Below are 21,947 nucleotides of genomic sequence, written 5' to 3'. Positions count from 1 at the left end.
AATGCACCCTTGTAACGGCGGGCGAAAGCCAATACCCGGAATGCCTCTCATGCGCGCCATGCGGGCGTTTCCGGCGGATTTGGCAGGGTTTTGGAGTTGACCTGAGTCATTGCAAAGCGCTAATGCTTTCTCCATACTTGCGCCCGCACAATTCCCCATTTTAAACCCATTGGTAAGGCTATGAGCACAGTAAATGCAAACCTGACATACAACTACAAGGTGGTGAGACAATTCGCCATCATGACAGTGGTATGGGGTATTGTAGGTATGGCCCTGGGTGTGCTGATCGCAGCGCAGCTGGTCTGGCCGTCCCTCAACCTCGACCTGCCCTTTACCCACTTCGGTCGCCTGCGGCCGCTGCATACCAACGCCGTTATCTTCGGCTTTGGTGGAAGTGCCTTGTTCGCCACCTCCTACTATGTGGTACAGCGCACCTGCCAGGCACGCCTGGCTTCCGACGGGCTGGCGGCGTTCACGTTCTGGGGCTGGCAGGCGATCATCGTGTCGGCCGCCATTACCTTGCCACTGGGTCTGACCACTTCCAAGGAATACGCCGAGCTGGAGTGGCCGATCGACATCGCCATCGCAGTGGTCTGGGTGGTTTACGCTCTGGTGTTCTTCGGCACCATCATGAAGCGGAGCACTCAGCACATCTACGTGGCCAACTGGTTCTACGGGGCCTTCATCATCACCGTCGCCGTCCTGCACATCGGCAACAACCTGGAGCTGCCGGCCACCGCGTTCAAGTCGTACTCCGCCTATGCGGGCGTCACCGACGCCATGATGCAATGGTGGTGGGGTCACAACGCCGTAGGCTTCTTCCTGACCGCCGGCTTCCTGGGCATGATGTACTACTTCGTTCCCAAGCAGGCGAACCGTCCGGTTTATTCCTACCGTCTGTCCATCGTTCACTTCTGGGCACTGATCGCCACCTACGTCTGGGCCGGCGGCCACCACCTGCATTACTCCGCTCTGCCTGACTGGGCCCAAACCGCGGGCATGATTATGTCCCTGATCCTGCTGGCACCGTCCTGGGGCGGTATGATCAACGGCATGATGACCCTGTCCGGCGCCTGGCACAAACTGCGCACCGACCCGATTCTCCGCTTCCTGGTGGTGTCCCTGTCGTTCTACGGCATGTCCACCTTCGAAGGTCCGATGATGTCCATCAAGACCGTGAACGCCCTGTCCCACAACACCGACTGGACCATCGGCCACGTGCATTCCGGTGCCCTGGGCTGGGTCGCCATGATCAGCATCGGTGCCATGTACCACCTGATCCCCAAACTCTGGGGCCTGAAGGAAATGTACAGCACCGCCCTGATCAACACTCACTTCTGGCTGGCGACCGTGGGTACCGTTCTGTACATCGTCGCCATGTGGGTCAACGGCATCATGCAGGGCCTGATGTGGCGTGCGGTCAACGAAGACGGCACCCTCACCTACAGCTTCGTGGAAGCCCTCGAGGCCTCCTACCCGGGCTATTTCGTCCGCTTCCTCGGCGGCGCCATCTTCCTGTCTGGCATGCTTGTCATGGCATATAACGTATACATGACCGTGCGTCAGAAGCACGCCGTTGCCCAAGACAACGCGGCTGCGCAGACGGCGTAACGGGAGAGAGACCAGATGAAACACGAAACTATTGAAAAGAACCTTGGTCTGATGATCGTTCTGATCATCTTTGCCATCAGCGGCGGCTTTCTGACGGAAGTCGTGCCCCTGTTCTTCCTCAAGCAGACCAACGAGCCGGTCGAGGGGCTGGAGCCCCTGTCCGCGCTCGAACTGGAAGGCCGGGACATTTACATCCGCGAGGGCTGCCACGTGTGCCATACCCAGCAGATCCGTCCGTTCCGGGCGGAAACCGAGCGCTATGGCCACTACTCCGTCGCGGGTGAGTTTGTCTACGACCGCCCGTTCCTGTGGGGCTCCAAGCGGACCGGTCCGGATCTGGCCCGGGTTGGCCAGCGCTACTCCGACGCCTGGCACCGCCAGCACCTGTTCAACCCCCGCAGCGTGGTTCCGGAATCCAACATGCCGGCATTTCCGTGGCTGTTCGAGAACCGTGTCGACCACGAATCCATTGCTGCCCGTATGAAGACGCTTCAAACCCTGGGCGTGCCCTATACCGACGAGCAGATCGCCAATGCCGAATCGGAAATCAAGGGCAAATTCGAGATCGAAGCACTGGTCGCGTACCTGCAGCAGCTGGGTACCGTGATTTCAGAGAAACGGTGATCCAATGGATATCAACGAGTTGCGCGGTATTCACACCCTTATCGTAATGGCGATCTTCCTCGGCATCGTGTGGTGGGCCTACAGCGCCCACCGCAAGAAGGCCAACGACGAAGCAGCCCACCTGCCCTTCGATGACGACGAAGTGGATAAGCGGACTCTCGAACAGGATAAAACGGAGAAGAAACAATGAGTACCTTCTGGAGCATCTGGATCAGTGTGATCGTGCTCGGTACCGTCTTTGGCTGCTGGTGGCTGCTGTGGGCTACCCGCAAGAACCAGACAACCGATGTCGAAACCGACCGCACCATGGGCCACTCCTTCGATGGCATCGAAGAGTATGACAACCCCCTGCCCAAATGGTGGTTCTATCTGTTCATGGCGACCTGCATCTTCGCCCTCTGCTACCTTGCCCTGTATCCGGGCCTGGGTAACTGGAAGGGCCTGCTGGGCTGGACCTCCTACAACCAGTGGGAAGCGGAAGTTCAGGAAGCCGAGGAGAAGTATGGTGAGATCTACGCCAAGTTCGGTCAGACCCCGATCCCCGAGCTGGCGAAGAATGAAGACGCCCTGAAAATCGGCCAGCGCCTGTTCGCCAACAACTGCGCTGTCTGTCACGGCTCCGCCGCGCGCGGCCAAGTGGGCTTCCCGAACCTGACCGACAACGACTGGCTGCACGGTGGCACGCCCGAGGCGATCCTGCAGACCATCACCCATGGCCGCATGGGCAACATGCCGGCCAAGGGGGTCATGCCGAACATGACCAGCGAGCAGGTGGACCAGGTTGTCAACTACGTGCTGAGCTTCAGCGGTCGCGAGAAGGATCCCGCCGCGGCGGAAGCCGGCAAGCAGGTCTTCGCCCAGGCATGTGCCGCCTGTCACGGCCCGGATGCCAAGGGCAACCAAGCCATCGGCGCGCCCAACCTGACCGACAACATCTGGCTGTACGGCTCCACCTACGAGTGGATCCGGGAAACCGTCGAGCACGGCCGTCAGAACCAGATGCCCGCACAGTCCGGTCGTCTCTCCGATGACCAGATCCACATCCTGGCAGCCTACGTCTACAGTCTGTCCAACAACTGAAACGACCCAGTCAGGGACCCTCCCTGGCTGGTCTTTTCAACCCTGTGTCTGCCCCCGCGGGCACAGGCTTGAAAAGATCAGCAGCCCGCCAAGGCCCGCGCCCCGCATTATCACTTCATCGGGAGGTTACGATGAGCAGCGAGATTCCCGTCAAACAGGTCGACCCGTCACCAGGCTCCGCCAAGAACAACCGGAAGGGGGAAGCCGTCGACCTCTACGCCAGCCGCAAGAAAATCTACGTCAAGGAAGTCAAGGGATTCTTCCAACGCATCCGCAATGTCAGCCTGACGCTGCTGATGGGCATGTATTTCCTGTTCGTCTGGCTCACCTTGGACGGCCAACCGCTGATCCACTTTGACCTTCCGGCCCGGGAATTCCACCTCTACGGCGCCACCTTCTACCCCCGGGACTTCTTCCTGCTGGCCGGCATGCTGATCATCTGCGCCTACGGCCTGTTTTTCATCACCACCCTGTTCGGGCGGGTCTGGTGCGGGTACACCTGTCCGCAGACGGTGTGGACATTCATCTTCATGTGGGTGGAAGAACGCATCGAGGGTAGCCGGAACAAGCGCATGAAGCTGGACCGGGCACCCTACACCACCGAGAAGATCCTCAAGAAGTCCGCCAAGCATGCCATCTGGCTGTTCATCGCCTTCGCGACCGGACTCACCTTTGTCGGCTACTTCTACCCGATCCGGGAACTCATCGCCGACCTGTTCACACTGCACGCCAACGGCTGGGCCTATTTCTGGGTGGCTTTCTTCACCGTCGCCACCTACCTCAACGCCGGCTGGATGCGGGAACAGGTCTGCCTCTACATGTGCCCATACGCCCGTTTTCAGTCCGTCATGTTCGACCCCAACACCCGCGTGGTGTCCTACGACCCCAACCGGGGCGAGCCTCGCGGCAGCCGAAAGAAAGGCGTAGACCCGAAGGAACTCGGGCTGGGCGACTGCATCGATTGCGGTCAGTGTGTCCAGGTCTGCCCCACCGGCATCGACATTCGCGACGGTCTCCAGTACGAGTGCATCGGCTGCGCCCTGTGCATCGATGCCTGTGACGAGGTCATGGAGAAAATGAACTATCCGAAGGGGCTGATCCGCTACACCACGGAAAACGAGCTGGAAGGCAAGCCCTCCCGGCTGCTGCGGCCACGGACCTTCGGCTATGGCGCCATGCTGGCACTGATGATCTCGGCGATCATCTACGTCCTCGCCACGCGGGTACCGGCGGAGCTGGATGTCATCCGCGACCGCGGCGCCCTGTTCAGCTTCAACGGCGAAGGGCGCATCGAGAACTCCTACACCCTGAAAATCGCCAACATGACCGAAGTGCCCCAGACCTTCGAACTGTCGGTCAGCGGCCTCGACGGCATCCGCATCCTGACCCATACCACCGTCAAAGTCGACAGCGGTGAGAACCGGCCAGTGCCGACGGTCGTGGACGTGGCACCGGAGTCGATCGAACAGACCAACAGCGAAATCCGGTTCACGGCCCGTTCGGTGACCGATCCGTCGCTGGTTCTGGAAACTGAAAGCCGGTTTGTCGGTCCAACGCGCTGACGAGTACAATACACCCGCATCGCAGGTTTCAACGAGAATGAACAGTATGACCGAAAACGCCCCGGTAGCTCCCTGGTACCGACAGCCCTGGTTCTGGTTCCTGACCATTTTCCCGCTGTCGGCCATCATCCTTTGCAGCGTCATGATCGTGGTGGCCGCCAACATGAAGGACACCATGGTGACCGACGATTATTCCAAGGAAGGGCGTGGCATCAACCTGGAAATCGCCCGTGATCGCCAGGCCTATGACATGGGCTTGGTCGGAGACCTGGCGTTCCATCACCGCGACATCACCCTGCACCTGGAAACCAGCGACGGACCGGCCGACTACCCCTACCTGGTGCTGAACCTGTACCACCCCACCCTCGCCGACCGGGACCGCACCATCCAGTTCCGCAACGAAGGCGGCGGCGACTACAAGGGCACCATGCTTCAGGACATTGACGGCCGCTGGTACTACGACCTGCGGGGTCCGGACAATACCTGGCGCCTGAAGGGCGAGGCCTGGCTGCCCGCCGAAAACGGCCTGACCATCCGGGCGGAGAAACCCGTCAAGGGGTGAGCGCTCTGGACTGCTTTCACTGTGGTGAACCGGCCGATGGGGATCCGCCCATCACCCTTGAGCTGAAGGGCGAGACACGCCACTTCTGCTGCGAAGGCTGCAAGGCCGTATGCCAGACCATTCACAGCGAGGGGCTGACCGGGTTCTACGACTTTCGCACCGAACCTGCGGTGACGCCCCGGGAGCTGTCCGCCAGCGAGCTGAACCGGCTGCGCGAGCTGGACCACCCCCTGGTCCAGAACAGCTTCGTGTCCCCGGTCAAGGGGGGGCTTGAAGCCCAGCTGCTGATTGGCGGCATCACCTGCGCCGCCTGTATCTGGCTGCTCGAAAACCACATGAAACGGCAACCGGGGGTCCAGGCGTTCTCCGTCAACCACACCACCCAGAGAGCCCGGCTGGTCTGGTCCCCCGACCAGGCCAAGCTCAGTGATCTGCTGATTGCGATCCACCGGCTGGGCTACACCGCGCGCCCGTATCAGGCGGATGACGTGGAGCGGCAGCTGAAGGCGGAGCACCGGTCCATGCTGATCCGGCTGGCCATCGCCGGTATCGGTTCCTTCCAGAGCATGATGCTCGCCTTTCCCCTGTATTTTGAGCTGGTCAACGGCCTGTCTGCGGAGTTCGTGACCTTCTTCCGCTGGTTCAGCCTGTTGGTTGCCACGCCGGTGGTGTTCTACAGCGCCCGTCCCTTTTTCCGCAACGCCCGGCGCGACCTCCAGAGCCGGCACCTGACCATGGACGTTCCGGTCGCCATCGCCATCGGCCTGGCCTACACCGCCAGCGCCTGGGTCACGGTGTTCGGAGGCGAGGAAGTCTATTTCGAATCCGTATGCATGTTCACCTTCTTCCTGCTGCTGGGCCGCTACGTCGAGGTCCAGGCCCGGTATCGCGCCGGCCTGACCGGCAACGCCTTGGCGGGTTTCCAGCCGGCGGTCGCGGCCCGGGTCCGGGATGGTGACGTGGACATCGTTCCCGCCCACGACATCCGGCCGGGCGACATCGTGCGGGTCCGCCCCGGCGAGACCCTACCCGTGGACGGCGTCATTGTCAGTGGCAGCTCCACCCTCAACGAGGCAGCACTGACCGGGGAGTACCTGCCCGAACTGCGCCACCCCGGCGACCCAGTGCATGCCGGCAGCGTCAACGGCGAGCATGCCCTGGACGTGCGGGTGGAGAAAGCCGGCTCTCAGACCCGCCTGTCCGGCATCCTGCGGGTACTCGACCGGGTGCAGGCAGAGAAGCCACCGGTGGCACGCATGGCGGACCGCATCGCCGGCAAGTTCGTCGGCCGGGTCCTGATCCTCGCGCCCCTGGTCTGGATCGGCTGGTGGCTGGCCGGCGCCGACAACGCCTTCGATATCACCCTGTCGGTACTGGTGGTCACCTGCCCCTGCGCGCTCTCCCTGGCCACCCCGACCGCCATCACCGCCGCCACGGTCCGGCTGCGCCGGCTGGGCTTCCTGCCGACCCGAGGCCATACCCTGGAATCCATGAACACCATTGACACCGTGGTGTTCGACAAGACCGGTACGCTGACTCGGGGCGAACTCAGTCTGGTTGGCCATCAAGTCGTGGGTAGCCTGGACGCCGAAACCTGCATGAAACTGGCGGCCGGACTGGAAAAGCACTCCGAACACCCGATTGCACGGGTGTTCCAGGACCAGGCCGCGGCGCCGGTGGCGGACGTTCGCAATCACCTGGGCGGTGGTCTGACCGGCCGGTACGAAGGGCTGTCACTGGCCATCGGCCATTTCGATTTCGTCGCCGGCCACACCACCGCTGCCGCCCCGGAACGCGGCCACGGCGAGGGGATGGAGATCTGGCTGGTTTCCGACCGGGAATGGCTGGCCCGATTCCAGCTCGACGACCAAGTCCGGGAAGACGCCGCCGACGCCATCGCGGCACTGAAACGTTTGGGCATTCGGACCCTGCTGCTCAGCGGCGACCGCTCCCGTCATGTCACCCGGGTTGCGGCGGCCCTGGGCATCGAGGAGGCGATCGGCCAGGCCTCACCGGAGCAGAAGCTGGCGGTGCTGGAACAGCTGCGCGGGGACGGTCATCAGGTCATGATGGTCGGCGACGGCCTCAATGACCTGCCCTCCATGGCCGGCGCGGGCCTGTCCGTAGCCATGGGTAGTGCCGCCGATCTGACCCAGCTCCAGGCCGATGCCGTGCTCCTGAACGGGCAACTGATGCAGCTGGTGGAAGCGCTCGAAACCGGCCGTCGGACCCGGCGGGTGATTCGCCAGAACATGGTCTGGGCCCTGGTGTACAACGTCTGCGCCCTGCCGCTGGCGGCCGCCGGTCTGGTTCCCCCCTGGCTCGCGGCCATCGGCATGTCGGCCAGTTCGCTGATCGTGGTACTCAATGCCCTGAGATTGAGCGGCAGCCCGGGGCGGGGGCACACGCCACGCTCAGCCCCGCCGGTTGGCGCCCCGGTAGCGCCCTGATAAGGTACTCCCCTCTGTTCCAAGCGAGGTATTGGCAATGCAGATTGTAATGGTGCTGGTTCCGTTGATGCTGCTGCTGGTGGCCGTCGGCATTGTCCTGTTCGCCTGGGCCGTCAAGAGCGGGCAGTATGACGATGTGGAAGGCCCCGCGCACCGCATCCTCTACGATGACGACGAGGCGATGATTCCCAAGGAAGCCCGGGTATCCAACCCGGACCAGGCAACCGACGAAAACGCCGACGACGACCGCCAAGACGGCGACCCGCGCACCTGATGCAACCGGAACTCTACCTCAGCTATCCCAGCGCCTTCCTGATCGGACTGCTCGGCAGCACACACTGCCTGGGCATGTGCGGCGGCATCAGCGCGTCCCTGTCGATGGCGCTGCCGGTTGGCAAAGGATTCCGCGCCCGCCAGTCGCTGATGCTGCTGTCCTTCAACCTTGGCCGGATCGCCAGCTATACCGGTATCGCCACCCTGATCGCCCTACTCAGCACCCATGCGGCGGCAAGCTGGGCCTCTGTGGGCTTGGTGCTGCGAAGCTTGGCAGGGCTTCTGCTGGTGTTCATGGGGCTGTCCATGGCGCAGTGGTGGCAGGGCATTCGCTATGTCGAACGGTTAGGGGCGCCGGTCTGGCGCCGGCTGGCGCCAGCCGCCCGGGCCCTGATGCCGGTCCGCCGCCCCTGGCAAGCGCTGGCCCTGGGTGCGGTCTGGGGCTGGCTGCCCTGCGGTCTGGTCTACAGCACCCTCGGCTGGGCGGCGCTCCAGCCAACCACCGCCTCGGCGGCGCTGACCATGTTCTTCTTTGGCCTGGGTACCCTGCCTTCCATGTTCGCAACCGGCTACGCGGCCCAGTGGATCCAGGGCCTGCAGAAACAGCAAGGCTTCCGCCGGGCCAGCGGCGTGCTGCTGATCCTGTTCGGTCTCTGGACGCTGCCCCTGCCCTGGCCGGGGAGCTAGAGATTCAGGACATCCAGCCGGCCGAAGTGCTCGTCGCCGTTGGCACTGGCATTCTGGAACATGGCCTGGCGCTTGCCTCCCAGGCGCCGGCCCTCGCGGAAGTCGTACAGGTTCGGGTCCGCCAGGTGCGAGGGCTCAACGTTGCACAGGGCCCGGAACATCGTCTCCAGCCGGCCCGGATGCTGTTTGTCCCAGGCCTGCAGCATCTCCTTGATGACCTGCCGCTGCAGGTTCTCCTGGGAACCGCAGAGATTGCAGGGAATGATGGGGAAACGACGCAGGGCGGCGTAGCGGGCGATGTCCTTCTCCCGGGCGTACACCAGCGGACGAATGACCGTGTTGCGGCCGTCGTCACTGTGCAGCACCGGCGGCATGGACTTCAGCTTGCCGCCGTAGAACATATTCAGGAACAGGGTTTCGAGCAGGTCGTCCCGGTGATGTCCCAGAGCGATCTTGGTCACGCCATGCTCGGCGGCGAAGTTGTACAGGATGCCCCGGCGCAACCGCGAGCACAGGCCACAGGTGGTCTTTCCCTCGGGGACTTTTTCCTTGACAATACTGTAGGTGTCCTTCTCGATGATGTGGTATTCGATGCCCAGGGACGCCAGGTAATTCGGCAGGACATCCTCGGGGAATCCCGGCTGCTTCTGGTCCAGGTTGACGGCGATCAGCTCAAAGGAGACCGGCGCGCTCTTCTGGAGGTTCATCAGGATATCGAGCATGGCGTAGGAGTCCTTGCCGCCGGACAGGCAGCACATGACCTTGTCGCCGGCCTCGATCATCGAGAAGTCCGCGATCGCCTGCCCCACCTCCCGGCGCAGGCGCTTCTGCAATTTGTTCAGTTCCAGCTTCTGGCGGCGTTCCTGCTCGGAAGCCGGCACAGGGGCGTCCAGGTTGGCGGTCATAGCTTCAGACATAGCAACCACATTCATCAGATCAGTGAGCGTGCGATTATACGCATCACGGAGATCAAGGGACAGGCACTCGACACATGGACAGCCGCAACTTACTCTCGCGGACAGACATGCCCTCCCGGGGCCAGGACGCCCGGCAGGCCCAACTGGAGCAACAGGTTCAGCACCTGCTGGTGGCCATTGAACACACCCTTCGCGCCCACCCCGCTGGGGTCAGTGAACTGGCCCTGATCAAGGCACTGCAGGCGGCGCCCTGGCAGCTGGTCGGCGACGTGGATTTCCACGACCCGGCCAGGCTGTACCCGGTTCATTTCCTGATATTTCATACCCTCTACCGGCTGCGTGACCAACTGGCGGAGGCTGGAGAATCCCTGACCATCAGCCCCCTAAGGATCCGCCTGCAGGCCACGGCCGAGCCCCGTACCGATACCATGCCCGGCGCGCCGGACCCACTTCGCCTGTTCTATCTGGATCTGAGCCAGTACCGGCTGTCCGAGGACAGCATCCGCCAGATGATGGATGACTTCTGGGCCGGCGCTCCGCGCACGCCGCCGGCCCGGGAGGAAACCCGGGCCGCCGCCCGGCAGCTGGGCCTGGACGCCCTGCCCGAGGACTTCGCCCTGGTCAAGCAGGCCTTCCGCCGGGCCGTGATGCGGGCCCACCCGGACCGGGGGGGCGACACCGAGACCGTGCAACGTCTGAACCAGGCGTTTTCGGTCCTAAAGGCCCATTTCCAATACTCGATTTGACCCGTTCGTTCCCGCCAACCCATGTTTCGTCGGAAACCGTTTGTCATGAGAAACGCATGTCACCTGCTCGCCACCCTGCTCGCGACCCTGCTGACCGGTGCCGCAAAGGCTGACCTGGCCGTGCTCCAGTACCATCACGTCAGCGACGCCACACCGCCGTCCACCAGTACCTCCGTGTCCCTGTTCGAAGCCCAACTGGACATGATCGCCGAACTGGGTTTGGAGGTCGTGCCCCTGCAGAGGGGAACCGAGGCCGCGCTCACGCGGACGGACGATCACAACCAAGTCGCCATCAGTTTCGATGACGCCTACGCCTCCGTCTACACCAACGCGGCACCCCGACTTCAGGCGCGGGGCTGGCCCTACACCATTTTCGTCAATACCGACGCGGTCGGGCGGCCCGGCTACATGACCTGGGCTCAGCTGGCCGAACTGGCGGCCCGAGACGGGGTAACCATCGCCAACCACAGCGCCGACCATGGCCATCTGGCCCGGGCCCCCGGAGAATCTGAGTCGGCCTGGCAGACGCGGGTCGCCGACAGTCTGGACCGGGCCCAGCGGACGCTGAACGAGAAACTGGGAGCCGAGGTGCCGATGCTGGCCTACCCCTATGGCGAATTCGATGCCGGACTGGCTTCGGAAGTGGCCCGCCGGGGCTGGCTCGGGTTCGGTCAGCATTCGGGACCGATCGGACCGCAGTCGGACCGCCGTCGTCTGCCCCGTTTTCCCATGGCCAATGCCTTTGGCCAGTTGGGCAGTCTCAGGGACAAGCTGCTCAGCCGGGCCTTGCCGGTCGATGCCGCCGCCCTTCCGGACGGTATCGTTGACAGCCAGCCGCCCACGTTGGTGTTGACGCTGCCGGACGGGTTCGACCCCAAGCGTCTGACCTGTTTCGCCTCCGGTCAGGGCCGGATTCCAGTACAGGCGGACAATGACTACAGGGTCCGGGTCACCGCACCGCGGCCAATCGACAGCCGGCGGTTCCGTTACAACTGCACCTATCCCGCCGGAAACGGGCGCTATTACTGGCTGTCCCAGCCCTGGCTGGATCTGCGCCAGCCGGAGGACTGAGCAACGCCTCAGTCCTCCGTGATCAGCCGCAGCCCCAGCTCTCCGGTTCGGCCATGGGGGATGGCCCGGACGCCGCCCGGGCCCTCGTGCACGGTCTGCCCATCGAGGTCCCGATCGCGGGTGAACAGCAGCAGCCAGCGCTCCCCCCGGGCAGGAAACACCGGCACCCGGGCTTCCAGATAGGCCCGGGTGTGCCAGCTTTCCGGCGTGAACGTGGTGGCCAGGTCGGTGATCACCCGAACCGGTTTCAGGTTACGGTCCAGGAAAGCCAGCGAGGGTACAAACAGCCCATCATCGGCGTAGGACCTCAGCTGCATCAGAAAGTCCGGGTATTCCCTGGGCAGGGGCAGCGCCACCAGGGCAAAGGGGCTGTCGCCGGTGCTGAACCGGTGGGTCGGCGTCTCCGGAGTGAGGTCCACCTCGAATTCCCGACCGGTCACCCAACGGGTGTGGCCCGCCGGGTTGAGGGAGGTACAGCAATCCCGGGTGAAGCGGCTGAAGAAGTCGTCCGGCTCGACGCCAAGGATGGTGAGGGCGTCAGGATCGTAACCCGCCACCGGCCGCTCCGGCGAAGCCGGAACCGGCCCCTGATATACGGTGGCTTCGGTGATGTCGACCGGTCCCCGGCGCTCAGGCCGGTCCGGATCCGAGCGCAGATCCCGGGTGTAGTAGCTGACACGGATATTGCCGTCGGCGTCACGCCAAGTGAAATAGGGCTTGGGCTGGCCCGGGCGCACGAACCCGTGTGCCGCAAGCTCGTCACCGTCGGGGTAATTTTCCAAGGTATAGTCGTCCACCGGTTCCGCCGCCAGCGGGGGTTCGGGCCGGTTCCCGGGCACCGGGGTCCCGGCGGGCGCCTCGGTATCGGGTGCCGGCGTGGCGGCGGGAATCGGCGATGATCTGACCCGGCCCTGCTCGTCGACCCAGGTGAAGTAACCGTCCCGTTCAGCCTGTGGTGGCGCCGCGCCCTGACAGGCCGTCAGCAAGGTGACCGTCAGAATGGCCAGGGCCCGGTACCCGCCCTGCGAAATCCATGCTTTCATGACGCCTCCCCGGCCCGGCTCAGAACTTGGTGCGGAAACTGAGCCCGGCCATGACGACCCGCAAGGAGGTCTTGATGTTCAGGCCCGCATAGGGGTTGTAGATGATGTTGGTGATGTTATCGCAGTTGACGTTGCAACTGGTATCCGCCGGAATGGTCTCGATCGACTGCAGGTAACTGAGGTTCATGTCGATCTCCGTGTCCTTGTCCCAGCGATAGCCCAGGCCGATGCTGTACAGGTTGGCGCCGCCGAACGGCGCCATGATCTGGCGCTGATCGTCCGGAATCACCGAATCCCGGATCTCCACCCCGGCCCTCAGATCCAGCCGGGACGAGGCATGAAACTCGGCGCCAAAGGCCCAGTTCCACTGGCTTTTGAAGCCCAGCGGCAGACGCAGGGTGTTGGGGGTGGCGTTGTCGGGGGACAGGATGCGCGCGGCGTTCAGGAATTCCAGGTTGCGGTCGAAACGGAAGACGAAGGCGTCCCACTGGGCGAAGTCGGTCCAACCGATGTCGGCGTTCAGGGTGAGCTTGGGGTGCACGTCGACACTGATACCGGTCTGAAAATGCTGGGGATACACCAGGTCCAGGGTCACATTTCCCGCCTCCCGGGGCGCTCCGGACGGCAGGCTGAGGATTGCCGAGGTAATGGCGCCCAGCACCGAGCCGTTCACGCTCTGCCAGAAGCCGGACCAGTCGTCGGTGTACTGGATCTCGAAGGTGCCCTTCATGTTCATATCGGCTTCGGAGGTGTAGCTGGCCCCCCAGCGGAACCAGTCCTTCGGTTCCCAGATGACGCCCAGGGCATAGGTGGGCGACAGGCTCTCCTGCACGTTCAGGTTGAGCGCGCCGATATCGTCCCAGGGGCCCACGTTGCCGCCGCACAGCGCCAGCCAGGGCTGCAGCGGCTCGTCTCCGCTTTCACAGTTGAAGGCGTCCTGCAGGATCTCGGCGACCCCCAGCAGCATGTTGGGTGCCCGCATGTACTGGTCCACCGCCAGCCCCATGTGGGACAGGTGGATACCCGCTCCCACCGACCACTCGTCGTTGATTTCATACCCCACCGTCGGCGACAGGTAGGTGATGCGCTGTAGGGCCTGAGCCTGGGGCTGGTAACGCCCCGGGTCATCCTTGTCCCGGTAGTAGCCGGCGGCCATGGGCAGGTAGAACGCGTTGCCGAAGGTCAGCTTGGAACCCGGCGGGTTGATGCTGATGCCGGCGGACGGCGCCACCGCCGGCCCCGGAGGCGCGCGCAGGATGCCATAGCCCGGCAGGTAGAGCGCCACGTTGTTGGTGTGGCTGTGGCTGTTGGCAACCGGGTCCCGCTGGCGGCCGGTATTGGGGTCGATTTCCAGCCCGTCGATGCCGAAGATCTCATAGCCGTCGGGTGCCATGAAATCGGCGTCGGCATCCAGGTAGATACTGAGCAGGTTGACTTCAAGCTGGCGGCCATCCAGCTTGGTCAGCCCCGCAGGGTTGTAGTGAATGGCCATGATGCCCGGCGGGTCGGCGGTGACCGCGTTGCCCAGCGCCAGCGCCTTCGGGTGAATGGTGAGGTTCTGTACCAGCTGGGCCTGAACGCCGCCGGACATCAGGCTGGCGACCAAGGCCGCGAGTAGGTGCCGCTTGTGGCTGATGTGTGCCATGAGATCCTTCCCCTGCCGTTACGGATTGGCCGCGACCGTCACTCTTTCAGGCCTGAGAAGTTGATGGGCAGGGACACGCCCAGGGAGAAATCCGGCGCATCCTCGGTCAGCCCGATACCGAGGCTGGTGTTGACGATGGTGGTGTCGCTGACTCGGGTACCGAGGGACATGCTGAGGAAGCCCGTCATCTGGTCCTGGGCCATGGCCCGCTCGCCGTTGGAGAACGTCAGCACGGTCTCGTCGCTGTAGCTGAGCTGAACCGACACGCTCAGGGAAATGTCGTAGGACAGGGAATAGGCAAAGCCCGCTGAGCCGGACAGGCCGAAGCCCGGTTCCACCTTCACCAGCAGGCGCGCGCCGCGAACCTGCTCCAGGTCCTCCGCCGGAAAGTTGTAGGTGGCGCTGGCGGAACCGAACACCACCACCGGGTCCAGTACCTTGGAGAGGCTGACACCGCCGCCCAGGGAGTAGTAGCCGCTGCCGGTGGACAGCTGCTCCTTGATGTCGATTTCGTAGGGGCTGACGCCGGTCTTCGTCGTGAAAGTGCCAAACAGGGTGGTCGAGATCTTGCCCGGCACGTACGCGAACGGCTGCCAGCGACCGGTGAACGACACGTCGCCAAGGTCATAGATGCTGAGTTCGTCCTCAGTGTCGTACTTCACCACCAGGGGGATGCGGGTGCCCAGGGTCAGGTTGTCGAGCAGGCCATAGTCGTAGGAAAAGGCATTGGTGAAGTTGTGGGTGGCCGAGGGCACCACGTCGAGGTTGCGAACCGATCCGTTGGTGATGGCCAGATCCAGCCTCTGGTCCGCGGTGTAGGAATAATCGAACGAGTAGTTCAGGGCGTGCGTGCCCTTTTTCTGCAGGGAATAGTTTTTTTCCGCCGCCTGGAACACCTCTTCCAGCTGCTTGGACGCGTCCTCGTCGCCCTCCTGCCTTGCCAACGCTTCCCGCGCCTGGTCCACGCTGTCATCCTGAGCCAGCGCCACGCCCGGCCAGACAGCCGCCGTGGTCGCCAGGATTACGCCTCGCACAAGCCAACGATTCATCCGATTTCCTTTTTGTTATGTTCCCGCACCGGGCGTCGGGCCCGGCCATCAGTTGCGACGGTAGTGCAGTTGTTTTCGGGTGTTTTCGACACTGCCGTCCGGGTTGTTTTTCTGCCGCTCAAGCAGGTTGTTGATGCGCCGCGCCGTGGCCTCGTGGAACTCGGGAATCCGCTGCAGGGCCAACATCGTCAGGGTCTGGTCGTCCACGAAGCGCAGGTCTTCCTCCTTCAGCTCCAGGTTGTCCAGCGGCTTTTCGCCGCCCGGAAAGACGATGAACAGGACGTTGTCGTCCCATTTCTCCTCGAACTGGGCCAGCGTGAACGAGATGTTGCCCACGGAAGGGTCCGCCAGGTAGGCACGCCCATCGCGGATGGTGCGCAGCACCACAAAATGCTTGAAGCCCGCGTGGTGGATGGGAACGATGGCGGGGTGATCCAGGTCCTTGAGGTCGTCAATGCTGGCCCGGAAGCCGCCCGAGGGGTAACCCAGCGCCGTAACCAGCCGCTTCATGTCGAGCATGGAAAAGGCACGGCGCTGGACGATCCGCTCGCTTTCCCCGTAGTGCAGCAACCCTTCCATCACCTGCCGCTCGGACAGGGTCCGGCCCAGGTAGAAATTGAGAATGGTGGTCAAGGCGGCGCTGCCGCAGCTGTAGTCATAGGCCTGGCGGACGATGTTCCGGTACTTCTGCTCCACCAGCGGCTCGACCTTCACATCCATCCGCAGCTCCACCGGGCTGGCATCGACATCCTGCTCGATGACCACGGTCCCTTTCGTCACGGGCTCCACCACCGTGGCTTCCTGCACGATGGCGAAGGTAAGGAGTGATCCGGCCAGCACCAGCAGCATCTTGGGTGATGTTCCTGTTGTTATTGGGTCCGACAGCGAGCGGTTACATGTTGTTACGGTAAGATACCGAAATCGCGACACGCTGAAAGATAACTGTGCCTCAAATCTGTCGCTGCAATGGGGGGTGTTCTGAGAACTGGTTCATGCCGGCGACGGCGCCGGCCTGGGGATCACCGGCGCGCCCGCCGTCAGAGGGAGAAAACCAAGGCAATCAGGCCGTAGCACAGCAGGGTCACCACGGCGATGCCCATCAGGTTCAGCGCCAGCCCGGCACGGATCATGTCGGCGATCCGCATGTGGCCACTGGAGAACACGATGGCGTTGGGGGGTGTGGCGACCGGCATCATGAAAGCGCAGCTGGCGGCGATGGCCGCGGGCACCGTCAGCAGTACCGGCGAGACCCCCTGGGATTCCGCCAGGGCGCCAAGCAAAGGCAGGAAGGCCGCGGCCGTGGCGGTATTGCTGGTGACTTCGGTCAGGAAGATGATGACGCCGGCGACCAGAACGATCAGCAGCAGAGTCGGCAGGGTGCCCGCCACGCTCAGGGTGCCGGCAATCCATTCCGCCAAGCCGGAGCTGCTGATCACCCCGGCCATGGCAAGCCCGCCCCCGAACAGCAGCAGCACCCCCCAGGGCAAGCCCTTGGCGGTGTCCCAGTCCAGCAGGAATTGCCGTTTCCGTACGTCCACCGGAATCAGGAACATGGCGATGGCAGCGGCGATGGCGATTCCGGTGTCCGACAGCCACGGCGCCAGGTGTGCGGACAGGAACGGCCTCAGGATCCAGGCCATGGCCGTGACCAGAAACACCCCGGCGACCCAGGCTTCGGCCTTGCTGAACGGACCGAGTTCCGCCAGCTCGCGCCGGATCAGGTCGCCACTGTCCGTGTGGCCGGCCAGCCCGAAGTCCTTCCGGGTCAGCCACCACCAGGCCAAGGCCAGCATGATCCCCGCCACGGGAACCCCCAGCAGCATCCACTGGGCGAATCCGACCGCCACGCCCTGCTCCTCGCTCAGGTACGCCGCCAGCAAGGCATTCGGCGGCGTGCCGATCAGTGTCGCGATGCCGCCGATACTGGCGGCGTAGGCGATGGCCAGCAGCAGCGCGGTGGCATAGCGGCGCACCCCGTCGCGGTTGTCGTCCCGGGTCATGCCGATCACGGATAGGCCGATCGGAAGCATCATGATCGCGGTCGCGGTATTGCTGACCCACATGCTCAGAAACGCGGTCGCGATCATGAATCCGGCAATCTGCCGCCGCGGCCGACTCCCCATCGCCCGCAGGGTTGCCAGCGCGATGCGCCGGTGCAGATTCCAGCGCTGCATCGCCAGCCCCAGGGTGAAGCCGCCGAGAAACAGGAAAATGATCGGATTGGCATAGGGGGTCGTGGCTTGGCTGATCGAGCCCAGCCCCAGCGCCGGCACCAGCACGATCGGCAACAGCGCCGTCGCCGGGATGGGAATGGCCTCGGTGCTCCACCAGGTCGCCATCAGCAGCATCAGCCCCAGCGCCGACCAAGCCTCCGGAGCCATCCCCTGCGGCGGTGACAGCACCAGGGTGGCCAGCAGGAAGGCGGCGCCGAGCAACAGGCCGATGACCTGGCTGCGGGGCAACCCCGTCGGTGCCCGGTCCTGTTCCCGCTCAGCCATGGCTCCCCCCCAGCGCCCGCAACTGTCGGTCGTGCACCGGCCGCAGCAGCACCAGCGCCGCGAGGGCCCCGACCAGGGCCCAGGCCATGTCGGACTGGGTATCCCAGACGTATCCCTGGGTTCCCAGGAAGGCGTCCGCCGCCTGCGCGCTGAGCAACGCCACCCACCACTCGATCAGTTCATAGAACGCGCTCAGCGCCAGGCAGAAGCACACCACGAAAAAGGCCAGCCAGCGGGGCCGGGCGAAAACCGCACGCCGGATCAGCACTTCCCGGGCGATGATGGCCGGGATGAAGCCCTGGGCCAGGTGGCCCAGCTTGTCGTAGTTGTTGCGTTGCCACCCGAACCCGTCACCCAGGGTGTCGAACAGCGGCACCTCGGCATAGGTGTAGTGGCCGCCCACCATCAGGATGATGGCGTGGACCAGGATCAACCCGTACACCAGTGGGGTCAGGGGAAAACGCAGATAGCACCAGATCACGGCGCCGAATCCGATCACTGCGGGCAGCACCTCCAGGACCCAGGTCAGCCGATCCTTGGGATGGATCGCGGACCAGAGAAACACCGCCAAGAATATTGCCAGCCACGCCAGCGCGGCTACGGAATGCTGCGTCTTGGACGACACGGTTCAATCTCCCTTTCCATTGGACGAATCAGGGTGGCACCGAGCCCGGCGCTTTGCAATCCCGGTCACCGTCGTCAGCGACTCCGCACCCGGGTGCCATCCTCGAGCTGCCGGTCGGGGTGGCGAACCACCCGCGCGCCCGCCGCCAGACCGGCCGGACTGGTGATGTCCACCACCACCTGGACGCGCCGCTCCTCGACGCCAAGCGCGGAAATGTCCTCGAACCCCACGGGCTCCACCCGGCGTACCACACCGACAAGCGGCGCCCCGCCCCAACCGCGCAGGCGAACCTCGCCGCCCGTCCGGAGCTGGACGGCGTCGTAGCTGAGCACATCCACCACCACCTCCAGTGCCTCCGGATTGCCCACTTCGACGATGGGCTCCCCCGCCTGGATGATGCCCTCGCTCTTACGAATCACCGCCAGAATGGCCCCCGCCACCGGCGAGCGAAGGTCCAGTCGCTCCGGTACCGTCTGCCCCGGCCGCCGCGCCGCGGACACCTCCAGACGGGTACGGGCGGCGGCCAGCTCATGGTCCCGGACATCCGCCTCGAACCGCGCCGATCGCAGCTGCGCCTGGGCCCGTTCCTCGCTGGCCCGAGCCCGGGACAACGCCTCGTCCGAGACAAAACGGCCGCCGTCCCGGTCCTTCAGCGCCAGCAACCGGTCCAGTTCCTGTCGGGCCAGCCGGGCATCGGCCATGGCCGCCTCGACCTGCTGACGGGCCGACATCAGGGCGGCTTGGGCCGCGTTCACCCGCGCTTCCGACTCGGCCCGGGTTCGGGCGTCCAGAATGTCGGAAGGCAAGGGATCCACCTGGGCCAGCCGATCCTCGGCCCGAACCGGGTCCCCCACCTCCAGCGCCACCCGGTGCAGATACCCCGCCACCGGGGCCGACACCCGGTAGCGGTCCTTCACCCGGGTTCGCCCCTCTTCGGTAATGACCACTTCAAGGGGGCCGCGATCGACCACGGCCAGGTCGACCCAGACCGGGTCCGGACGCAGGGCAACCCCCACCGCCACCAGAGCCAGCGCGCCCCAGAGCCCCCAGAACAGCCATTTGCCCCGCCCTCGCACCTGCATCACCTCATTCCGTTCCATCCGTTGTCGCCGGCCCTGGGCCGCGCCTACTCCCGGGTTTTCAGCACCGCCACCAGATCCAGCCCGCGCAACCGCCGCCAGGCCACCAGGCCGGAGGCCAGGGATGATGCCACCACCACCGAGGCGGCAATCGCCAGCGTTTGCGGGGTCACCGTCAACGGCACCCGGTACAATTCGGTCTGCATCGCCGTCACCACCGCCCCGGCCAGACCATACCCCACCAGCCACCCCAGCGGAATGCCGGCCAGGACCAGGACCGCCACCTCTCCCAGCAGAATGTGGGCAACCTCGCGGTGGCTGTAGCCGAGAACCCTCAGGCTGGCCAGCTCCCGGCCCTTCTCGGCCAGTGAGATCCTGACCGTGTTGTAGACCACGCCAAAGGCGATGATCCCGCCCAGGGCGCTAATGAACAGAGTGAACGTGAGAAAGGTCCGGGCCATGGTCTGATGGAAACTGTCCAGCATCGTCCGGCGCAGGGTAATGGCCAGAACCCGGGGCATGTCCCGCAATGCCTGGTAGGTGGCTGTGGCCTGCTCCGGCGACAGGTTCAACAGCGCCTGATTGATCAGGGGACCTTCACCGAGGGCGCGGTTCATGACCGGCAGGCGCAGGTAGGCCCCCACCCCAAGGAACTCGCGGGTGACGCCGGAGACGGGCAGCTCCAGCCGCCGCCGGTCACCCTCCAGAAGTTCCACCCGCAACCGGTCACCGGGCCGTACCGCCAGGGACCGGGCCAGGAAATCCGTCAGCAGCAGGCCGTGCTCCGGTACCGGCACTGGATTCAGGTCCTGGTCGATCACGAACTGGAGGTGCGCCGGCTCCGGCAGGCCGGTCAATACGGTGCGCGACCGTCGATGACCGTTGACCAGGCGCACCGCCACCACCCGCCGGCCCTCGGCATACCGGATCCCGGGCTGACGCCGCAGGCTGTACAGGGCCGAAGCGTTGACCGGCTCGACGAAGGTGACCGCGGCGTCCTGCTGCTGAACCCGGGCGAACTGGGCATGCACCATCAGGGTTACGGCATCGAACTGAAAATTGCCGACCACCACCACCGCCGTGGCCAGGGCCACGCCACTCAGGGACAGCGCCGTCTTGGCGGGGGACCGGAACAGCTGCCGGACAATCATTCGGGACGGCTGGGAAAACCGGGGCGGCGTCAGCCATCGCTCCAGGCGCGTTACCCGAAACCGGGCCGGCCCCTCCGGCCGCATGGCCTCCGCCGGCGGCAACGCGGTGGCGTGACGGATGGCACGCCAGCCACCGAGCCAGGCCACCAAGAGGGTCAGGCCGGACACCAGGGCCATCCAGCCCCAATCCAGCCGGAACAGCAGGGCGGGAAACCGGTAATACTGCATGTACAGCTCGCCCATGGCCCGCCCCAGCCAGACCCCCAGGCCCATACCCAGAACCAGGCCGATCACGGCGATGGTCAGCACCATCTGGCTAAAGTGCCACCCCACCTGCCGGTTGCTGTACCCAAACGCCTTGAGAATGGCGATGAGGTCGCGCTGGGTGTTGATCAGCCGCTGGATCACGACGTTGAGCAAAAACATGGCCACCGCCATGAAGATGGCGGGAAACACCGTGGCCATGGTCCTGAGCTGGACCAGCTCGTCGTCCAGCAACTGATGGGAAACCTGATCCTCCCGACCATGGGCACCGGTACCTCCGTAGCGGGCCAGCAAACGGTCCATGGCAGCCATGACCGAGGCCACCGGCACCTCCGGGGCCACCCTCGCCACCAGGCTGTTGAAGGCACCGGTCATGTCCATGGCGGCGGCCAGGGCGTCCCGACTCAGCCACAATACGCCGTAGCGGGCGTAGTCCGGCAACATGCCCCCGGGGGGCATCACATAGATGAATTCCGGCGACTCCACCACACCGGTGATGCGAAGGGTCTGCCGCCGCCCGTTGATGATGGCGGCAAAGCGGTCGCCCGGCGTCAGATCGTGAGCTTCGGCAAAACTCTGGATCACCGCCACTTCCCGGCTACGACCGGGATGCGGCAGGCGCCCTTGGCGCAGAAACAGGCGGTTGACCCGGGGTTGTCCTTCCGGAGGCAGGGACACGAGCCGGGCCGACACTGGCTCGTCGAACCCCGGAACCTCCAGCTTGGCCGAAGCCTCCACCCGCGCGGTCACAGCCTGAACCCCGGGCAGCCCGGCGATCACCGCCGCCAAGTGACGCGGGGCGCGTTTCAGGGTCACGAAAACATCGGCAAACCGGTAATCGTCGTAGTAGGCGGCCCGCGTCGTGATCAGCGAGGTGTAGTTCGCCAGCGACAGCACACTGACCGCCACGCCGCCGGCAATCACCAGGGCGATCGCCAGCACCTGTCCGCGCATCCGCCACAGCTCCCGGCGAACCTTGGTGTTGAGCACGGACGAGGTCAGGGCCACCG

At 64.5% G+C, this 21,947-nt stretch carries 20 protein-coding genes; 11 read left to right on the top strand and 9 right to left on the bottom strand.

Translation table 11 applies throughout. From position 1 onward, the window contains the following. Nucleotides 1–180: 180 nt before the first annotated feature. The 9 genes from ccoN to BTO32_RS02325 all read left to right on the top strand — a co-directional run bounded on the left by ccoN (nt 181) and on the right by BTO32_RS02325 (nt 8,849). Nucleotides 181–1,611, top strand: a complete 1,431-nt coding sequence (gene ccoN / locus BTO32_RS02365; protein ID WP_076722817.1) for a cytochrome-c oxidase, cbb3-type subunit I — start codon at nt 181–183, stop codon at nt 1,609–1,611. Nucleotides 1,612–1,626: 15 nt separating this feature from the next. Then, entirely contained in the window at nt 1,627–2,235 is a 609-nt protein-coding gene (ccoO, locus tag BTO32_RS02360) for a cytochrome-c oxidase, cbb3-type subunit II (protein WP_076722816.1), read from the top strand. Nucleotides 2,236–2,239: 4 nt separating this feature from the next. Then, a complete protein-coding gene (locus tag BTO32_RS02355) occupies nt 2,240–2,425 on the top strand; it encodes a cbb3-type cytochrome oxidase subunit 3 (protein ID WP_076722815.1) in 186 nt (61 codons plus the stop codon). Next, nucleotides 2,422–3,315 (top strand): cytochrome-c oxidase, cbb3-type subunit III, encoded by an 894-nt coding sequence (ccoP, locus tag BTO32_RS02350; RefSeq protein WP_076722814.1) that lies wholly within the window; start codon nt 2,422–2,424, stop codon nt 3,313–3,315. The genes BTO32_RS02355 and ccoP overlap by 4 nt, the downstream gene beginning before the upstream one ends. A gap of 131 nt (nt 3,316–3,446) precedes the next feature. Beyond that, nucleotides 3,447–4,877 (top strand): cytochrome c oxidase accessory protein CcoG, encoded by a 1,431-nt coding sequence (gene ccoG / locus BTO32_RS02345; protein WP_076722813.1) that lies wholly within the window; start codon nt 3,447–3,449, stop codon nt 4,875–4,877. A gap of 46 nt (nt 4,878–4,923) precedes the next feature. Further along, a complete protein-coding gene (locus tag BTO32_RS02340; RefSeq protein ID WP_076722990.1) occupies nt 4,924–5,439 on the top strand; it encodes a FixH family protein in 516 nt (171 codons plus the stop codon). Beyond that, nucleotides 5,436–7,889 (top strand): heavy metal translocating P-type ATPase, encoded by a 2,454-nt coding sequence (locus tag BTO32_RS02335; RefSeq protein ID WP_076722812.1) that lies wholly within the window; start codon nt 5,436–5,438, stop codon nt 7,887–7,889. The genes BTO32_RS02340 and BTO32_RS02335 overlap by 4 nt, the downstream gene beginning before the upstream one ends. Before the next feature lie 37 nt (nt 7,890–7,926). Then, entirely contained in the window at nt 7,927–8,163 is a 237-nt protein-coding gene (gene ccoS, locus BTO32_RS02330; protein WP_076722811.1) for a cbb3-type cytochrome oxidase assembly protein CcoS, read from the top strand. Then, nucleotides 8,163–8,849 carry a sulfite exporter TauE/SafE family protein gene (locus BTO32_RS02325; protein WP_076722810.1) on the top strand — a complete coding sequence of 229 codons (687 nt, stop codon included), beginning with the start codon at nt 8,163–8,165 and terminating at the stop codon, nt 8,847–8,849. Before ccoS ends, BTO32_RS02325 begins: the two co-directional genes overlap by 1 nt. Here the strand turns inward: BTO32_RS02325 and ttcA are convergent. After that, complete coding sequence (gene ttcA / locus BTO32_RS02320; protein ID WP_076722809.1) at nt 8,846–9,766, bottom strand: tRNA 2-thiocytidine(32) synthetase TtcA; 921 nt, start codon at nt 9,764–9,766, stop codon at nt 8,846–8,848. The genes BTO32_RS02325 and ttcA overlap by 4 nt on opposite strands. A gap of 74 nt (nt 9,767–9,840) precedes the next feature. On the opposite strand from ttcA, the gene BTO32_RS02315 reads away from it, so the two are divergent. Then, nucleotides 9,841–10,512 carry a DNA-J related domain-containing protein gene (locus tag BTO32_RS02315; RefSeq protein ID WP_076722808.1) on the top strand — a complete coding sequence of 224 codons (672 nt, stop codon included), beginning with the start codon at nt 9,841–9,843 and terminating at the stop codon, nt 10,510–10,512. Nucleotides 10,513–10,557: 45 nt separating this feature from the next. After that, nucleotides 10,558–11,583 (top strand): polysaccharide deacetylase family protein, encoded by a 1,026-nt coding sequence (locus tag BTO32_RS02310; protein ID WP_076722807.1) that lies wholly within the window; start codon nt 10,558–10,560, stop codon nt 11,581–11,583. An 8-nt stretch (nt 11,584–11,591) separates the two neighbouring features. Here the strand turns inward: BTO32_RS02310 and BTO32_RS02305 are convergent, their stop codons facing one another. From BTO32_RS02305 to BTO32_RS02270, 8 genes are all read right to left on the bottom strand, one after another. Then, entirely contained in the window at nt 11,592–12,626 is a 1,035-nt protein-coding gene (locus BTO32_RS02305) for a MalM family protein (RefSeq protein WP_076722806.1), read from the bottom strand. 19 nt (nt 12,627–12,645) lie between these two features. Next, entirely contained in the window at nt 12,646–14,271 is a 1,626-nt protein-coding gene (locus BTO32_RS02300; protein ID WP_076722805.1) for an OmpP1/FadL family transporter, read from the bottom strand. 38 nt (nt 14,272–14,309) lie between these two features. Beyond that, on the bottom strand, nt 14,310–15,320 hold the full coding sequence (locus tag BTO32_RS02295) for a flagellar protein FilC (protein ID WP_076722804.1): 1,011 nt from the start codon (nt 15,318–15,320) through the stop codon (nt 14,310–14,312). A 48-nt stretch (nt 15,321–15,368) separates the two neighbouring features. Beyond that, the gene (locus tag BTO32_RS02290) at nt 15,369–16,169 is read right to left on the bottom strand and encodes a C39 family peptidase (protein ID WP_076722803.1); all 801 of its coding nucleotides are present in this window, start codon (nt 16,167–16,169) and stop codon (nt 15,369–15,371) included. A 188-nt stretch (nt 16,170–16,357) separates the two neighbouring features. Then, nucleotides 16,358–17,818, bottom strand: coding sequence for an SLC13 family permease (locus tag BTO32_RS02285; protein ID WP_076722802.1), 1,461 nt, complete (start codon nt 17,816–17,818; stop codon nt 16,358–16,360). Continuing rightward, complete coding sequence (locus BTO32_RS02280) at nt 17,811–18,443, bottom strand: DUF2238 domain-containing protein (protein ID WP_076722801.1); 633 nt, start codon at nt 18,441–18,443, stop codon at nt 17,811–17,813. The genes BTO32_RS02285 and BTO32_RS02280 overlap by 8 nt, the downstream gene beginning before the upstream one ends. Nucleotides 18,444–18,517: 74 nt before the next feature. Further along, entirely contained in the window at nt 18,518–19,543 is a 1,026-nt protein-coding gene (locus BTO32_RS18180; RefSeq protein WP_281251512.1) for an efflux RND transporter periplasmic adaptor subunit, read from the bottom strand. 26 nt (nt 19,544–19,569) lie between these two features. Continuing rightward, the gene (locus BTO32_RS02270) at nt 19,570–21,945 is read right to left on the bottom strand and encodes an ABC transporter permease (RefSeq protein ID WP_245820241.1); all 2,376 of its coding nucleotides are present in this window, start codon (nt 21,943–21,945) and stop codon (nt 19,570–19,572) included. Nucleotides 21,946–21,947: the final 2 nt, after the last annotated feature.

It is taken from the genome of Marinobacter lutaoensis (genome assembly GCF_001981305.1).
GTDB lineage: Bacteria > Pseudomonadota > Gammaproteobacteria > Pseudomonadales > Oleiphilaceae > Marinobacter > Marinobacter lutaoensis.
The sequence above is the reverse complement of the archived record's forward strand: the minus strand, read 5'-3'. Positions and strand labels throughout refer to the sequence as shown.

Coding starts and splice junctions, on each gene's coding strand:
- ccoN (WP_076722817.1), top strand. CDS start 181: ATGAGCACAGTAAATGCAAACCTGACATACAACTACAAGGTGGTGAGA.
- ccoO (WP_076722816.1), top strand. CDS start 1,627: ATGAAACACGAAACTATTGAAAAGAACCTTGGTCTGATGATCGTTCTG.
- BTO32_RS02355 (WP_076722815.1), top strand. CDS start 2,240: ATGGATATCAACGAGTTGCGCGGTATTCACACCCTTATCGTAATGGCG.
- ccoP (WP_076722814.1), top strand. CDS start 2,422: ATGAGTACCTTCTGGAGCATCTGGATCAGTGTGATCGTGCTCGGTACC.
- ccoG (WP_076722813.1), top strand. CDS start 3,447: ATGAGCAGCGAGATTCCCGTCAAACAGGTCGACCCGTCACCAGGCTCC.
- BTO32_RS02340 (WP_076722990.1), top strand. CDS start 4,924: ATGACCGAAAACGCCCCGGTAGCTCCCTGGTACCGACAGCCCTGGTTC.
- ccoS (WP_076722811.1), top strand. CDS start 7,927: ATGCAGATTGTAATGGTGCTGGTTCCGTTGATGCTGCTGCTGGTGGCC.
- BTO32_RS02325 (WP_076722810.1), top strand. CDS start 8,163: ATGCAACCGGAACTCTACCTCAGCTATCCCAGCGCCTTCCTGATCGGA.
- ttcA (WP_076722809.1), bottom strand. CDS start 9,766: ATGTCTGAAGCTATGACCGCCAACCTGGACGCCCCTGTGCCGGCTTCC.
- BTO32_RS02315 (WP_076722808.1), top strand. CDS start 9,841: ATGGACAGCCGCAACTTACTCTCGCGGACAGACATGCCCTCCCGGGGC.
- BTO32_RS02310 (WP_076722807.1), top strand. CDS start 10,558: ATGAGAAACGCATGTCACCTGCTCGCCACCCTGCTCGCGACCCTGCTG.
- BTO32_RS02305 (WP_076722806.1), bottom strand. CDS start 12,626: ATGAAAGCATGGATTTCGCAGGGCGGGTACCGGGCCCTGGCCATTCTG.
- BTO32_RS02300 (WP_076722805.1), bottom strand. CDS start 14,271: ATGGCACACATCAGCCACAAGCGGCACCTACTCGCGGCCTTGGTCGCC.
- BTO32_RS02295 (WP_076722804.1), bottom strand. CDS start 15,320: ATGAATCGTTGGCTTGTGCGAGGCGTAATCCTGGCGACCACGGCGGCT.
- BTO32_RS02290 (WP_076722803.1), bottom strand. CDS start 16,169: ATGCTGCTGGTGCTGGCCGGATCACTCCTTACCTTCGCCATCGTGCAG.
- BTO32_RS02285 (WP_076722802.1), bottom strand. CDS start 17,818: ATGGCTGAGCGGGAACAGGACCGGGCACCGACGGGGTTGCCCCGCAGC.
- BTO32_RS18180 (WP_281251512.1), bottom strand. CDS start 19,543: ATGGAACGGAATGAGGTGATGCAGGTGCGAGGGCGGGGCAAATGGCTG.